The organism is Saccharopolyspora erythraea (assembly GCF_018141105.1).
In the GTDB taxonomy this organism is placed as follows: domain Bacteria; phylum Actinomycetota; class Actinomycetes; order Mycobacteriales; family Pseudonocardiaceae; genus Saccharopolyspora_D; species Saccharopolyspora_D erythraea_A.
Window position 1 is genome coordinate 16,486 of record NZ_CP054839.1, and the last position, 15,738, is coordinate 32,223.

The window sequence follows — 15,738 nt, forward strand, 5'->3', positions numbered from 1 at the left end:
ACAACGGTGATCGATCCGTTCTTCCCTGGCAGCGCTTCGGAACCTGGGGAGGGGAGCGCGTCATGCACATCCCGGTCCACGCTCCACATCCGCGGCGCGCTGCGCGTCCGGTGCCGGCGGCCCGATGAACGCGACGCGGTCGGATGAGCGGGACGGTGGTCCGTTAGCCCGCCTGAGCAGATTCGTCGTCCGCAGGCGAGGTGCCGTCGTCTGCGCGTGGGTGGCGCTGGCCGCGCTGCTGAACGTGCTGGTACCTCAGCTCGAGGCGGTGATCGGGCAGAGCCGCGTCCCGTTCGTCCCCGACGGCGCACCCTCGGTGCGGGCACTGCCCGAGATGGACCGCAGGTTCGGCGGTGAGGGCGCCAACAGCCTCGTGTTCGTCGTCATGGCCGACGAAGGCGGTCTGTCCGAAGAGGACCACCGCTACTACGCCGAGCTCGTGGGCCGGATGGAACGCGACGACTCGCGGATCGCCTCGGTCCAGGACGCCGTCTCGCAGCCCGAGCTGGCCGACGCGCTGGTCAGCCGCGACGGCAAGGCGATCTACATCCCGGTCGGCCTGCGCGGGGAGAACGGGTCTCCGGAAACCACCGCGCAGATCAAGCACATCCGCGAGACGGCGCAGCAGGGCAGGCCGGACTCGCTGGCCGTGCACGTGACCGGGCCGATGGCCACGATCGCCGACATGCAGGACGAGATCGAGAAGAGCATGCTCGTCATCACGGCGGTGACGATCGGGCTCATCACGGCGATCCTGCTGGTGATCTACCGGTCGGTGGTGACCGCGCTCGTCGCGCTGGCGCTCATCGGGCTGTCGCTGGGCACCGCCCGTGCGGTGACGGCGCTGTGCGGCCTTCAGTTCTTCGACGTCTCGACCTTCACCGCGTCGCTGCTCACGGCCGTGGTGCTGGGCGCGGGCACCGACTACGGCGTGTTCCTGCTCAGCCGGTTCCACGAGCGGATACGAGCCGGTGACGACCCCGAGCAGGCGGTGATCACGGCGAACCGGAGGGTGGCGGCGGTGATCGCGGCTTCCGCGGGCACCGTGATCGCGGCGTGCAGCGGCATGGCGCTGGCCGAGGTCAGCATCTTCCGCACCACCGGGCCGGCCATCGCGGTGAGCCTCGCGGTCACCCTGGCGGCGGGCCTGACGCTGACGCCCGCGCTCCTGGCCATCGCGGCCACCCGCGGCTGGGCGAAGCCGCGGCGGTCGCCGGAGAACGGCCGGTGGACGGCCATCGCGGAGCGCGTCGTGGCCAGGCCGGCCCGGGTGCTGGCGGCGGGGCTGGTGGTGTTGCTCCTGCTGGCCGCGTTCTACCCGGCAGCGCGGCTGAGCTACGACGAGCGAGCCGTGCAACCGGCCGCGACCGACAGCAACCTCGGCTACGGCGCGCTGGGCAAGCACTTCCCGGCAGGCGAGATCCTCCCGGAGTACGTACTGGTCGACTCCGACCACGACATGCGCAACCCGCAGGACCTCGCGGCGCTGGAGACCGCGGCCGCGAACGTGGCCAAAGTGGACGGTGTGCGGGCCGTGCGCGGTGTGACCAGGCCGACCGGCGAGCCTATCGCGGAAGCCAACGTGGGCAACCAGGTCGGCGTGGTCGGGGACCGGCTCGGCGCGGCGGAGGAGCAGCTCGGCGGCGGTCAGCAGGGCATCGGAGGGCTGGCCGACGGTGCGGGGCAGCTCGCCGACGGCACGGGCAGGCTCGCCGGGGGAGCCGCGGAGCTCGCCGCGGGCAGCGGGCGCCTGGCCCAGGGCGCGCGCAGCGCGGTGGACGGCGCCGACCAGCTGCTCAACGGGCTGAACACGGCCCACGGTGGTCTGGGCACCGCAGGTGACGGCGCCGACGACGCCGGGTCGGCCGCGACCACGCTCGCCGAGGGCGCGCGGCAGCTCGCCACCGGCCTCGACCTGGCGCGCGACCAGACGTCGCTGGCCGTCGACGGCCTCGGGCTGGCCTACAACGCGCTGGCGGCCGACGCCGTGTGCACGCTCGACCCGATCTGCGCCCAGGCGCGCAAGGGGATCCACGACATCTACGTCAGCGAGCGCGACCAGCTCCTGCCGGGGCTGGAGCAGGCGGCCGCCGCCGCGCACAAGATCGCCGACGGCAACGGCGACCTGGCCTCGGGCATGGACGACCTGCGCGGTGGGATCGCGACCGCGCGCGACGGCATCGCCCGGCTCGCCGAGGGCCAGCGCACGATGCGGGACCAGCTGGGTGCCCTGGCCGACGGTGCCGGCCAGGCGGCGAACGGCGCGCAGCAGCTCTCCGACAACGCGGGCCTGGCCGCCGACGGCGCGGGTCAGCTGCGCGACGGCACCGCGAACGCGACCGTCTCGGTCAAGGAGCTGGAACGCGGGCTGGCCCAGGCCGCGGACTTCCTGCGCACCGTGCGCGCCGAGTCGCACCACCCCGGCGTCGGCGGGTTCTACCTGCCGCCCAACGCTCTCAGCGATCCCCGGATGGCCATGGCCAGCGGCATGTTCCTGTCCGACGACGGCAGGACGGCCCGGCTGGTGGTGCTGCACAGCGGCGATCCGCTGGACCGGGCCGCGATGGACCGGGCAGGCGAGATCGTGCGCACCGCCGAACACGCGCTTCGCGGGACATCGCTGGACGGCAGCGGGGTGCACAACACCGGCTCGGCGTCGGTGAACCGCGACCTCGCGCGGATGTCCGACGCGGACTTCTCGGTCTTCGCGCTGGTGGCGCTGCTGTCGGTGCTGGTCATCCTGATGCTGTTGCTGCGCAGCATCGTGGCGCCGATCTACCTGCTCCTCTCGGTGATCCTCTCCTACGCCGCCGCGATGGGGATCGCCGTGCTGTTCTGGCAGTTCCTGCTCGGCGGCGAGCTGGACTGGAGCGTCCAGCCGATCGCGTTCGTGATCCTGGTCGCCGTCGGCGCCGACTACAACATGCTGCTGATGTCGCGGATCAGGGAGGAGTCCGACGACGGGTCGCGGGAGGGAATCGCGCGTGCGGTGGCCACGACCGGAGGCGTGATCACCTCGGCGGGCGTCATCTTCGCGGCGAGCATGTTCGCGCTGATGTCGGGAACCGTGGACATCCTGGCGCAGCTCGGCTTCACCATCGGCGTCGGCCTGCTGCTGGACACCTTCGTGGTGCGGACGCTGGTCATCCCCGCCACCGCGGTGCTGCTGCGCAAGTGGAACTGGTGGCCTTCCAGGACGGCCGGGGAGCGCGGCTGATCGGCTGAGCGATGTATCCCTCCGGGCGTGCGGGTCCTCTGTCTTGCAGAGAGCTGTCTGGAAGGGGCGCAGCACCGTGACCGTCTCACACCTGATCTCGCTCGCGGAGGAAGTGGAGCGCTACCTCGGCGACCCCCACGACCCGTCCAGCCGGATGTCCTACCAGCGCATCCTGGAGCACGACGAGAGCGAGCGGTACCCGCACGAGCTGGTCGACGTCCTGCACGAGTGGGGCCTGCACACCTACCTCCTGCCGGAGGAGTGGGGCGGGCGCGCGATCGACGTGGAGGTGGGGTTCAACCTGCTGCGCCTGGTGGCGCGCCGGGACCCCGCGGCTGCCACCGCGGTCATGCTCACCGACCTGGCCTTCATGCCGGCATGGATCGCCGGGACCGCCGAGCAGCGCGAGGGGTTCGTGCGCGCGATCACCGACGGCACGAAGATGGCGTGGGGGCTTTCCGAGCGGCACCACGGCAGCGACGTGCTCGCCAACGAGATGCGGGCCGAGAAGGTGCCCGGCGGCTACCTGCTGTCCGGCGAGAAGTACCTGATCGGCAACGCGACGGTCTCCGACGTGGTGAGCCTGCAGGCGCGCACCGACGAGCGCGGCGGACCGGGCGGGTGGTCGCTGTTCGCGGTGGACAAGCGCGAGTGCGCTCCCGGCACCTTCGAGCACCTGCCGCGGGAGCGGCTGCACGGGCTGCGCGCCTCGGACCTCGGCGGGTTCCGCCTGGACCAGGTCTTCGTGCCCGAGTCGAGCAGGTTCGGCGAAGAGGGCAGGGGTCTGGAGATCTCCATCAAGGGGGCCCAGGTCGCCCGGATCTCGATCTGCAGCATGTCGCTCGGCGCGGTCGACACCGCGCTGCGGCTGGCGATGGACTTCGCCGAGCAGCGCGAGATCTTCGGCAGGAAGGTCGTCGAGATCCCGTACTCGCGGCGGCAGCTGGCCGAATGCTTCGCGGATCTGCTGATCGGGGATGCGCTGTGCACCGAGGCCGTGCGCGGGTTGCAGGGAAATCCGGCGCAGGCGAGCGTTTTCTCGTCGGTGGTGAAGTACTTCGTGCCGACGCTGCTGGAACGCACGATGGCGCAGACGTCGGTCGTTCTCGGAGCTCGCCTCTACCTGCGCGACCATCCTCATTTCGGCGTCTACCAGAAGATGATGCGCGATGTCCTGGTGGCCATCTTCGCCGACGGCAACACCGTTGTGAACCTCAAGAACATCGCCCTGGAACTGCACGAACTGCTTGGCACCTCGCGCGATCCCGGAGAGGACCTGCGCGCCGCCGCCGAGAAGAGCGTCGGGCTGCTGTACGACGTGGACGCGAAGCTGCCGCGCTGGCAACCGCAACGCCAGTCGTTGTTCAGCCGCGGAAAGGACGACACGGTGCTGGCGATGCCCGACGGCATCGAGCGGCTGCGCGCCCTGGCCGAAAGGCAGCAGGACCCCGCGCAACGGCAGTGGTACCTGCGCTCCGCCGAGGTCGCGCAACGACTGATGGGTCAGCTCGACCGCCTGCACGAGGGGACCACGCGGCTCAAGCAGCAGTGGGGCAAGGAATACAGCACTTCCGACGAGCTGTTCCGGCTCGGTGAGCAGTACTGCGCGGTGCACGCGGGTGCCGCGCTGGTCCATCTGGTGACCCGCTCCGCCGAGGTGTTGCAGGACCCGATGCCCGACGGCGCCGTGCTGCTGCTGTGCCTGGAAAGGGTGTGGCGGCAGTTCCGCTCGGACGAACCCGTCACCGACGTCGACGTGATCGACCGCGTCGTCGAGGTGCTCAGGTGGCAGCACGGCGAGCACCGGCTGTTCTCGCACTGGCAATTCCGGCTCCGGGCGTCATCGTCGTGACCCCGGCGAAAGCGTTCCGATTTCCCAGGTTCGCGTTCGCGCGGGACAATCATGAAAAGCGATGACGATGTGGACCGGTGAACCCGTTCGCCGCGGCTGGTGGCACTGGGGGGTTCCGGCCGCGCGATGGGGTGCCGCTGTGGATGATTACGACTTAACCGAAGATGTCGCGAGCATGCCGGGCAATGTGCTTCGCCCGGCGGAAGAACACGTGTTGCACGGGCGCGAACGCGAACGCCCCGCGATCCGGTCTATTCTGGATGATGCGAAGTCGGCGAGAGGCCGCGCACTCGTGCTCCGAGGCGAAACCGGGATCGGCAAGAGCACGCTGCTGAAGTACGCGCAACGCCGGGCCGGGGGAATGCGGCTGCTGTCCTGCTCCGGACTGGAGTCGGAGTCCGAGCTCGCGTTCTCCGGGTTGCAGCACCTGGTCGCGCCGCTGCTCGACGAGATCGACGGGCTGCCGCCGTCGCAGGCCGAGGCGCTGCGCGCGGCGCTGGGGATGTCCGAACTGCCGGTGACCGAGTTCGTGGTGTCGGCGGCCGTGTGCTCGCTGCTTTCTCACTCCGCGCGCGAAACACCGCTGCTCGTCGTCGTCGACGACGCGCAGTGGCTGGACCGGGCCACGCTCGGCGCGCTGTACTTCACGGCTCGCCGCATCGCGACCGAGCCGATCGCGATGCTGTTCGGCATGGGCGAGGCCGAGCACCACGAGCGGGAGGCTCGCGACCTGCCCACCATGCTGCTGACCGGCCTGTCCGACGAAGCCTCCAACGACCTGCTCGACGAGCTGGGCTGGAACGCACCGGCCCGCGACTCGCTGATCACCGCTACCGGCGGCAACCCGCTCGCGCTGCGGGAGCTGACGAGGCTCGGTGCGCCGGAGCAGCTCGTCGGGGACGCACTGCTGCTGGGCACCGTGCCGTTGAGCGAGCGCCTGCGGACGGCGTTCATCCAGCGGATGGAAGGGCTGCCCGCCAAAGCCCGGGCCCTGCTGCTGGTGGTGGCCGTCGAGGAGACCGGCAGGCTCGGCGTGGTGCTGGGCGCGTGCGCCCGCCTGGGCATCGACGCCGGCGTGCTGGACTCGGTTCTCAGGGGCTACGACCAGCTAGAGATCACCGAGCGCTGGGTGCGCTTCCGCCATTCGCTGATGCGGTCGGCGGCCTACCACAAGGCATCGTTGCGGATGCGGTCGAAAGCCCACGCCGCGGTGGCCGAGGAGCTGACTGGCCGCGGTGAGTCCGACCGGGCGTCCTGGCACCGGGCGATGGCGGCGGTCGAACCGGACGAGGAGCTCGCCACGGCGTTGGAGCGCAGCGCCGACACCGCCGAGCGGCGCGGCGGCAGCGCGGCGGTGGTCTCGGTCCTGCAACGTGCGGCAAAGCTGAGCACCGACCCCGAGGGACGTACGCGGCGCACCGCCTCGGCCGCGTACGCGGCGTGGCAGTCCGGTCAGCCCGACCTCGCCAGGGCGCTGACGACCGAGGTCATGACCGCGCCGACGGACATGCACGCCCGAGTGGGGCTGACGCGTCTGCTGGGCCTGATCGACCTGGACAGCAACGACCCCGCGGTGGCGTGCGCGCAGTTCATCCGGGGTGCCCAGGAGGTCGCCGAGCACAACCCGGTGGAGGCGCTGACCCTGCTCTTCCTGGCCGTGGACGGCGGTTACCTGTCGGGGCGCATCGAGGACGCGGGCCGGGCGGCGCGGCTGATGACCGAGCTGGACTGCGGGCCGGACTACCGCCTGTTAGCCGAGCGGATGTGCGCCGCGCTCGAAGGGCGCCTGCCGCTGGAGGGCACCACCCCGCGCGAGCTGCTCGAGGCCGCGCCCGCCCTGCCAACGCCCGACGACGAGATCCGGTTCCTGTGGGTGATGGCCATGAGCTGGCTCGGTCCGCACCAGCGCCAGGCCAGGGAGTTCGGGCTCGCGGCCTGCCGGACGTTCCGGCTCAAGGGCGTGGCCAGCGTTCTGCCCGTGATGCTGAACTGGGTGGCCGACATCGAGTACCACCTGGGGTTGTGGCGCGACGGGCAGGCGCACGCCGAGGAGGCGGTGCGGCTGGCCCGCGACACCGGGCAGCGAAACCGGATGGCCGACGGGCTGGCGCTGCTCGCCCGGTTCGCCTCCGTGCGGGGCGACTGGGAGGGATGCCAGGACCACGCCGACGCCGCGCTGGAGACGGCGCTGGTGCTGCGCAACCGGGCAGCCGCGGCACACGTGAGCTGGGCGCTGGGGCTGGCGGACCTGGCCAGGGGACGCGACGCCGACGCGTACCGGCGGTTGTCGTCGATCAGGGCGGAGGGATCGCCGTACGCCAACAGCAAGGTCGCGGCGCTGGTCCAACCCGACCTCGTCGAAGCGTCGGTCCGATGTGGACATTCGGACGCCGCCGGGGTGCTGCTTTCCGAGGCGCGGGAAGGCTGTCGCGGGACGACGGCGCGGTGGCGGAAGCTGCACCTGCACATGTGCCGGGCGCTGGTCGAGGAGTCCGGCGCCGACTTCACCACCGCCACCGGAGCCGACCTGGGCGAGGACCGCCCTTTCGACCGCGCCCGCGCGGCGCTGCTGCACGGCGAATGGCTGCGCCGCAACCGGCGCCAGGCCGAGGCCCGCTGGCAGTTGCAGCAGGCGGCGGAGCTGTTCGACAGCCTCGGTGCGGCGCCCTGGTCCGAACGCGCCCGTGGCCAGTTGCGCGCGGCCCGGGGAGCGCTGCTGCGCACCGCGGACCCGGCCGTGCTGACCAGGCAGGAGAAGCAGATCGCCGGCATGGCCGCCACCGGCATGACCAACAAGGAGATCGCCGCGCAGCTCTCGGTCAGCCCCCGCACGGTCAGCCACCACCTGTACAAGCTCTTCCCGAAGCTGGGGATCTCCTCGCGCGCCCAGCTGCGGGGACTGGACCTGGAGTCGGCCCCCACCCAGGACGACTGAGGAGCTGTCTTCGCCCCGGTGGCGGAACTTGGACTCGCCTTGCGTGGGGGTGCCGGTGGCGGAACCTCAGGCGCCCTCTGGCTCCGGGATCTTTTCTGACGTATGCCCATACGCTGCGAAAAGCTGTCCTCGCCAGAGGACGCCTGAGAACCCGCGGCGGTGCCGGTTGCGGGGGTGGGCCAAGCGGCTGCGCCGCTTCAAAGACCAACTGAGGCGGCAGACCGGTCGTCCACACCGCAAGCGGCGCGGGCCGAGGGCCCGCTCAGGCGACCGGCGCGTTCTCCTTCTCCAGCAGCAAAACTCCCATGTAGTCGACGACCGTGAGCCAGAAGCGGTCGTCGTCGCCGTATCGGCGCAGGAGGTCCGGGATGCGGTGGTGGCCGGCGACGCCGAAACCGCCCGCGTCGCAGAAGGCGCGGATGTCGTCGGCCTCGACGCCGAAGACGAACGGCTCACCGCCGCTGGCCACGAGCTGCCTCGCCCGCCGCGCCGAGTCGTCGCCGGAACCGCCGACGACCGAGGCGTCCATGTAGTCCAGCACGACCTTGCTGCCCGGTGCGGTGACGGCGCCGAGCTTGCCGAGGGTGTCCAGCACCGAGTCGCCCGGCAGGTAGTAGGTGACGCCCATCCAGATCACCACCGACCGGCGCGCGGGGTCGAAGCCCTGTGAGGTCAGCCGCTCGCCCAGGTCGTCGCCTGCGGCGAAGTCGCACGTCACGTACTGCACGCGCGCCTTGGGGTGCAAGGAGTTCCGCCGCATGATGGCCATCTTCTCGGCCTGGGTGTCGGGCTTGTCGACCTCGTAGACCACCACGTCGGAGCCGAAGTCGTGGCGCAGCGCGGTGGTGTCGTACCCGGCGCCCAGCACGACGACCTGCGTGCAACCGGCCGCCACCTCGGCGTCGACGACCTCGTCGCAGAAGCGGTGGCGCAGCACCACCTCGGCAAGCAGACCGGTGTAGCGGCGGTCGGCCATGCGCAGGCAGAACCTGAAGACGGGCGGGAACGGGTGGGTGCTCCGGAACCGCCAGTTCTGCAGGAAGTACCGGGCGAACGGGTCGTCGAGCAGTCGCGACTGCTCCGGCTGCTGCGTCTCGGCCGCCCGGATCACCGCGCACAGCTCCGCGGTGGGGCTGGTGGCCCCCTTGGCCGCCCTGACCTTTCCGGCGAGCGTCACGACGTCCTCCTCCTGATGCGGTCGGTGTGGACGTGTCCTCACCTACACCGAGGCAGCGCGGGCGCGCGTGGATACATGACCGGCGCCGGCGATCCGGATCGGCCGCGGCATGTATCCCGCGGCGGCACCGCCCGCTCTGTACGGGTGGATCTCGCGGGCGAGCCGACTCCGCGTCGCGCCGCGTGCGTGATCACCGCGCGAGACGGGCCCCGCTCGTCCGCGACGACCTTTCAGAAGGGACGTGGTGAGTGTGCGAGTCGCTGTGGTGGGCGCCGGTGCCGCCGGCATCTCGGCCGCGCACCGGCTGCGCTCGGACGCGGACGTGACCGTGTTCGAGGCGTCCGACCGGCCGGGCGGGCACGCCCGCACGGTCGAGGTCACCGACGACGGCCGGACGCTGGGCCTGGACACCGCCTTCGTCGTCTACAACGAGCCGCACTACCCCGAGGTCACCCGGTTCTTCGACCACCTCGGCGTCGCGACCCGCGAGCACCCGGGCCGGTTCTCGTTCTTCGACCTCGACAGTCCGACGGCCTACGTGTCCGAGGACTTCGACCTGACGGCGGAGCAGGTGCGGGCGCGCTACCCCGCCGAGTTCGCACGGCTGTGGGAGGAGGCGACGCGCTTCTACCGCGAGTCGCCGCGCGACTTCATCCGCAAGCGCACCGACTGCCCGCTCGGCGAGTACCTGGACCGCAACGGCTACAGCGAGGAGTTCAAGTACGGGTTCGTGGTGCTGGTGTCCACCGCCGCGTGGTCGGTGCCCGCGGACCGGGTCTGGGACATGCCGGCGAGCACCGTGGTGGCCTTCTTCCTCGCCCACGGCGCCGAAGGTCTCGGCGGGCGCGGCGTGCCCTGGCGGACGGTCACCGGCGGCAGCGTGCGCTACGTGCGGGCCGCGGTGGAGGAACTTCGCCGCTGCGGCAACGAAGTCCGGCTGAACGCACCGGTGACCGGGGTGCAGGAGCGGGAGGACGGCGTCGCGGTGCGCACGGACGCCGGCGTGGAGCACTTCGACTACGCGGTGCTGGCCACGCACGCCGACGACGCGCTGGCGGTGCTGGAGCGTCCGACCGAGCGGCAGCGGAGGCTGGAAGCCGTGCGCTACCACCGGACCAAGGTGGACCTGCACACCGATCCGGCCGTCATGCCGGCCGACCGCAGCCGCTGGCGGAGCTGGAACTACGGCCGGGTCCGGCGGGACGACACCCAGGACTCGTGGGTCGTCTACTACCTCAACGAGTTGCAGGGCCTGACCTCCGAGCACGACTACTTCGTCACCCTCGACTGCCCCGTGCCCGTCGACGAGAGCCGGGTGATCGAGCGGTTCGACTACCGGCACCCGATCTTCACCATCGACGTCCGGCGCATGCAGCCCGACATCCACTCGGTCAACGAGGGATCCCGGGTGAAGTTCGCCGGTTCCTACTTCCACAGCCGCCGGATGGGCCCGGACATCGTCGGCTCGCACGAGGCGGCCTTCGACTCCGGGGCCGCGGCCGCGGAGTCCGTGCGGCGCGACGCCGCCGACCGGGCAGTGGCCTGAAACCCGCGAACACCGACCCTGCCGAGAAGGAGCCGTTCCCATGGCAGAGACCACCAACAGCACCGGCACGCTCACCCCTGAGCAGGTCGAGCGGTGGCTGGTCGACAAGATGGCCTACAAGCTCGACGTCGAGCCGGCCAAGGTCGACGTGGACATGTACTTCGACGAGTTCGACCTGGACTCCACCGAGGCGCTGGTGCTCTCCGGGGAGCTGGAGAAGTGGCTCGGCTTCGAGCTGGAGGCCACCGCGCTCTGGTACCACCCCACGATCTCCGACCTCTCCCGGCACATCGCCGACGAGTACGGGGGCGGCAATGCGGGGGGATGAGCCACTGGTCCGCGAGCTGGTGGCAGGCAGCGGCACCGGCCACCGGGTCGTGCTCGTGCATCCCGGCGCGCTGCCGCTGAGCTGCTACCGGCCGATCGCGGCGGAGCTGTCCGGCGACACCTCGCTGCACGTGGTGGACCTGGAGAAGGTCCCGGAGTACTTCGAGGCGGCGCTGACCGACCACGACACCGGCCTGTCGCTCGACGGCATGGCCGAGCGGGTCCACCGCGAACTTGCGGCATGCGACCTGCTGGGCGACGACGTGGTGCTCGGCGGCTGGTCGTTCGGCGGTGTGGTCGGCTACGCGGTGGCGGCCAGGTCGGCGCCGCGGCAGCGTCCGCGCAGGCTGCTGGTGGCCGACAGCATCGCCCCGGTGGCCGAGTTCACCACCACGACCGACGACGAGATCGGCCCGGAGCTGCTGCTGCCGTGGTTCGCCATGTACCTCGGCGCGAAGCGGGGCGTCGCCATCGACCTCGACGCCGGCGACGTCCGCGGCATGGACGTCGAAGCCGGCCTGGAGCGGGCGCTCACCGCGGTCCTCGACGCGGGAGCGCTGCCGCCCGACACCAGCGTGGCGGGCCTGCGCGGCGTCTACCGCGCTTACTCGCGGGGACTGCTGCGAAACGACCGGGTCGCGCGCGACTACGCGGCGAAACCCGTGGACGTGCCCATCACGCTGGTACGTCCCCGCTCCGGACTGCTCGGCGGCAGCAGACCGCTGGGCTGGGACCAGCTCGCCGCCGCCGGTCTGTCCACGTTGGACTGCCCCGGCGACCACTACTCGATGCTGTCCGATCCCGACGCCGTCGCGGTCATCGCCGATGCGGCCCGGGAGCGCAACGGTTCCCGTGCCCCCGTCCCATCCCGCACGACTGGCAGGCAACCGTCATGACACCAACCGCGCAACGCAGACTGTCCGACAACCCGGTCGCCGTGGTCGGGCTGGGCGCGCTCTTCCCGCGCTCGGGCGACCTCGGCGAGTTCTGGAGCAACGTCGTCGAGGCCCGGGACTGCATCGAAGAGGTCCCGGAATCGCACTGGAGCGTCGACGACTACTACGACCCCGATCCCGAGGCACCCGACAAGACCTACTGCAAGCGCGGCGGCTTCGTGCCCACCGTCGACTTCGACCCGATGGAGTTCGGGCTGCCGCCCAACATGCTCGAGGTCACCGACGTGCTGCAACTGCTGAGCCTGGTCGTGGCCAAGCAGACGCTGGACGACGCGGGCGTGCAGGGCGCCGAGTGGTACGACCCGTCGCGCACGGGCACGGTCCTCGGGGTCACCGGCGCGAACTCGCTGACCCAGCCGCTGGCCACCCGGTTGCAGACACCGGTGCTCAAGGAGGTCGTGCGGTCCTGCGGGCTGACCGAGCAGGACGCCGAGGCCATCGCCGACAAGTTCACCCGCGCGTTCGCCCCGTGGGAGGAGAACTCCTTCCCCGGGATGCTGGGCAACGTCGTGGCCGGCCGGCTGGCGAACCGGTTCGACTTCGGCGGCAAGAACTGCACCGTCGACGCGGCCTGCGCCAGCTCGCTGGCAGCGGTGGACATGGCGGTCGACGAGCTGGTGTCGGGCCGCGCGGACCTGATGGTCACCGGCGGCTGCGACGCGGAGAACACGATCCTGATGTACCTGTGCTTCTCCAAGACCCCGGCGTTCTCCCGCAGCGGCCGCATCCGGCCGTTCGACGAGTCCAGCGACGGCACGCTCATCGGCGAGGGCATGGGCATGCTCGCCCTCAAGCGGCTGGAGGACGCCGAGCGCGACGGCGACCGCGTCTACTCGGTGCTGCGCGGCATGGGCTCGGCCAGCGACGGCCGGTCCAAGAGCATCTACGCGCCGCGCAAGGAAGGCCAGGTGCTCGCGCTGCGCAGGGCCTACCAGGACGCCGGGTTCGGGCCGGAGAAGGTCGGGCTGGTGGAGTGCCACGGGACCGGGACCGCGGTGGGCGACCTCACCGAGCTCTCGGCGCTGCGGGAGGTCTACGCGGCCGAGACCGACGACACCCAGTTCGCCGCCGTGGGCAGCGTGAAGTCGCAGATCGGGCACACCAAGGCCGCCGCGGGCGCGGCCAGCCTGATCAAGGTCTCGCTCGCGCTGCACGAGAAGGTGCTGGCACCGACGATCAACGTCGAGCAGCCGCGGCGCGACGCCGACTTCGGCAGCTCCCCGTTCCACGTCGCCGCGCGGACCCGGCCATGGGTGCACGACCCGGACCGGCCGGTGCGGCGCGCGGCGGTGTCGTCGTTCGGCTTCGGGGGCACCAACTTCCACGCGGTGCTCGAAGAGCATGCGGAAACCTCGTCGACCAGGAGGCTGCATCCCGGACCGCGGGTGCACGTCTGGCACGCGCCGACCGCGGAGGAACTGCTCGACGCGCTGCGCCAGGACGCGGAGGGCCTCGATCCGCAGGAGCCGGTCCCCGCCGAGGACGCCAGGCTGGCCGTGGTCGCCGCCGACGAGCAGGAGCTCGCGAACCTGCGCGAGCAGAGCATCGAGCGGCTGAGCTCCGAGCCGAGGCAGGAGTCCTTCGACCTCCCGGGCGGTGCCCACTACCGCGGCCGGGCGCTGATCGGGTCCGAACGGGGCGGCAAGGTCGCCGCGCTGTTCGCCGGGCAGGGCAGCCAGTACGTCGGGATGGGCGCTCGCGCCGCCGTCGCGGTGCCGCCGGTGCGAGCCGCCTTCGACACCGCCTCCGCCGCGACGGCGCTGGGCCGGGTGGTGTTCCCGCCCCCGGCGTTCGACGAGGAGACCGGCAAGGCGCAGCAGGAGGAGCTGCGCCGCACCGAGCACGCCCAGCCTGCGATCGGCGCTCTTTCCGCCGGACAGCACCGCTTCCTCGCCGAGCTCGGTTTCCGCGCCGACGGCGCCCTCGGGCACAGCTTCGGCGAGCTGACCGCGCTGTGGGCGGCGGGCAGCCTCGACGACGACGGCTTCCACCGGCTCGCCCGGGCCAGGGGCCGCGCCATGGCGGTCTCCCCGGACGGCGGCGCCGATCCCGGCACGATGGCCGCCGTGAGCGCCGGTCCCGAGCGGGTCAGAGAGCTGCTGGACGGCCACGACGACGTCGTGGTGTGCAACCTCAACGCACCGGACCAGACCGTGGTCGGCGGCGGCACCGACGCGGTCGGCGAGTTCGTCTCGGCCGCCCGCGACGCCGGCGTGGACGTCCGGCCGCTGCCGGTGTCGGGCGCCTTCCACACCCGCTACGTGGCGCACGCGGTCGAACCGTTCGCCGACGAGGTCGCCGGCGTGGCGGTGCGGGAGCCCGCCTTCCCGGTATACGCCGACACCGCAGGCGCCTCCTACGGCCGCGACGAGGCGGCCAACCGCGAGGTGCTGGTCGGCCAGCTCACCAGCACGCTCTCGTTCGCTCCGCGCCTGGAGCAGCTCCACGACGACGGCTACCGGGTCTTCGTCGAGTTCGGTCCCAGATCCCTGCTCTCCGGCATGGTCCGGCGGACCCTGGCCGACCGGGACGACGTCGTCGTGCTCAGCGCCGACGCCGGACCCGACCGCGACAGCGACCGCGCGCTCAAGCAGCTCGCGGCCCGGCTGGTGGTGCTCGGCGCGCCGCTGACGCGCCTCAACCGCTACGCCGCCGAGACCGCCCGGCGCGAGCCGGGCAAGGGGATGACGATTCCGTTGAATGGTGTGAATCACGTGTCCGAAGCACGCCGCGAGGCATACCGCGAAGCACTCCAGAACGGCTACCGCGTCGACCAGCAGGGCGGCGCGCAGACCGGCAACGGCGACGCGCCGCCGCCCCCGGCGAACGGCCATGCGCAGCAGTCCAACGGCCACATGCCGGCGCAGCAGTCGAACGGCCAGGTGCCGGCACAGCATCCCGCGTCCGGTCAGCAAGCGGGCCGGCACGACGGCGCGCAGGAAACCTCGGCGGCCTTCGGGCCGGGGTCGGTCGCCGCGGAGCACATGGCCGCGCACCGCGAGTTCCTGGACGGTCAGCTCCGGGTGGCGCAGCACCTGAGCTCGATGCTGCAACGGGAGTCCGATCAGGGTCCCCGGGACGGCATGATCTCGGGCATCTCCGCGGTCGCGCAGCAGAGCGTCACCGTGGGCGAGAGTCACATGCACGCGAGCGACGTGCTCCGCGGTTTCGCCGAGATGGAAGCGGGAGCGCCACCGTCACCGGCCGTCCCGCCGCGCCGGATGCCGGCCGCCTACAGCGACCAGCCCGCCACGCCGCCCGCTCCGGCACCGGCGCCGGACGAGCAGATCGCGCTACCCGCTCCCGCCGCGCCGGAGCCTGCACCTGCCCAGGAAACACCGCAGGCAGCGGCACCAACGCAGCAGCAGGCGCAGGACGCCGGTGCCCCGGTCGAGCCGGCGCAGACCGAGACCGGTGAGCCGGAGTCCGGTGGCGGGCCGACCGGCCCCGAAGAGGTGCGCCGGACACTGCTGGACATCGTCGCCGACAAGACCGGCTACCCCGCCAACATGCTCGACCCCGGGATGGACGTCGAGGCCGACCTGGGCATCGACTCGATCAAGCGGGTCGAGATCATGGGCGGCCTGCGGGAGCGGTTCCCCGCGATGCCCGAACCCAGCCCGGAGGAGCTCGCCGAGCTGCGCACGCTGGATGACATCGTCGGCCTCATCGCGAGCGCCGGAGCGTCGGAGGGCGGGCAGGCGCAAGCCCCAAAAGCCTGATCGGGC

8 protein-coding genes are annotated in these 15,738 nt (G+C 71.8%); 7 read left to right on the forward strand and 1 reads right to left on the reverse strand.

Features of this window, described 5'->3' with window-relative positions:
• Positions 1-124 precede the first annotated feature (124 nt).
• The 3 genes from HUO13_RS00070 (at position 125) to HUO13_RS00080 (ending at position 8,004) form a co-directional block, all read left to right on the forward strand.
• Positions 125-3,217 carry an RND family transporter gene (locus HUO13_RS00070; RefSeq protein WP_211899494.1) on the forward strand — a complete coding sequence of 1,031 codons (3,093 nt, stop codon included), beginning with the start codon at positions 125-127 and terminating at the stop codon, positions 3,215-3,217.
• A 76-nt stretch (positions 3,218-3,293) separates the two neighbouring features.
• Complete coding sequence (locus tag HUO13_RS00075; protein ID WP_211899495.1) at positions 3,294-5,069, forward strand: acyl-CoA dehydrogenase family protein; 1,776 nt, start codon at positions 3,294-3,296, stop codon at positions 5,067-5,069.
• A 175-nt stretch (positions 5,070-5,244) separates the two neighbouring features.
• Complete coding sequence (locus HUO13_RS00080; protein WP_249124353.1) at positions 5,245-8,004, forward strand: helix-turn-helix transcriptional regulator; 2,760 nt, start codon at positions 5,245-5,247, stop codon at positions 8,002-8,004.
• 262 nt (positions 8,005-8,266) lie between these two features.
• Here the strand turns inward: HUO13_RS00080 and HUO13_RS00085 are convergent, their stop codons facing one another.
• The gene (locus tag HUO13_RS00085; protein ID WP_211899496.1) at positions 8,267-9,181 is read right to left on the reverse strand and encodes a class I SAM-dependent methyltransferase; all 915 of its coding nucleotides are present in this window, start codon (positions 9,179-9,181) and stop codon (positions 8,267-8,269) included.
• 244 nt (positions 9,182-9,425) lie between these two features.
• Between HUO13_RS00085 and HUO13_RS00090 the strand changes: the two genes are divergently transcribed.
• From HUO13_RS00090 to HUO13_RS00105, 4 genes are read left to right on the forward strand one after another with little or no spacing between them, the layout of a single operon-like run.
• Positions 9,426-10,727 carry an NAD(P)/FAD-dependent oxidoreductase gene (locus HUO13_RS00090; RefSeq protein WP_249124354.1) on the forward strand — a complete coding sequence of 434 codons (1,302 nt, stop codon included), beginning with the start codon at positions 9,426-9,428 and terminating at the stop codon, positions 10,725-10,727.
• 40 nt (positions 10,728-10,767) lie between these two features.
• On the forward strand, positions 10,768-11,055 hold the full coding sequence (locus HUO13_RS00095; RefSeq protein WP_211899497.1) for an acyl carrier protein: 288 nt from the start codon (positions 10,768-10,770) through the stop codon (positions 11,053-11,055).
• Entirely contained in the window at positions 11,042-11,950 is a 909-nt protein-coding gene (locus HUO13_RS00100) for an alpha/beta fold hydrolase (RefSeq protein WP_211899498.1), read from the forward strand. Before HUO13_RS00095 ends, HUO13_RS00100 begins: the two co-directional genes overlap by 14 nt.
• On the forward strand, positions 11,947-15,732 hold the full coding sequence (locus tag HUO13_RS00105; RefSeq protein ID WP_211899499.1) for a type I polyketide synthase: 3,786 nt from the start codon (positions 11,947-11,949) through the stop codon (positions 15,730-15,732). Before HUO13_RS00100 ends, HUO13_RS00105 begins: the two co-directional genes overlap by 4 nt.
• The last annotated feature ends 6 nt before the right edge of the window (positions 15,733-15,738 follow it).

Coding starts and splice junctions, on each gene's coding strand:
- HUO13_RS00070 (WP_211899494.1), top strand. CDS start 125: ATGAACGCGACGCGGTCGGATGAGCGGGACGGTGGTCCGTTAGCCCGC.
- HUO13_RS00080 (WP_249124353.1), top strand. CDS start 5,245: ATGCCGGGCAATGTGCTTCGCCCGGCGGAAGAACACGTGTTGCACGGG.
- HUO13_RS00095 (WP_211899497.1), top strand. CDS start 10,768: ATGGCAGAGACCACCAACAGCACCGGCACGCTCACCCCTGAGCAGGTC.
- HUO13_RS00100 (WP_211899498.1), top strand. CDS start 11,042: ATGCGGGGGGATGAGCCACTGGTCCGCGAGCTGGTGGCAGGCAGCGGC.
- HUO13_RS00105 (WP_211899499.1), top strand. CDS start 11,947: ATGACACCAACCGCGCAACGCAGACTGTCCGACAACCCGGTCGCCGTG.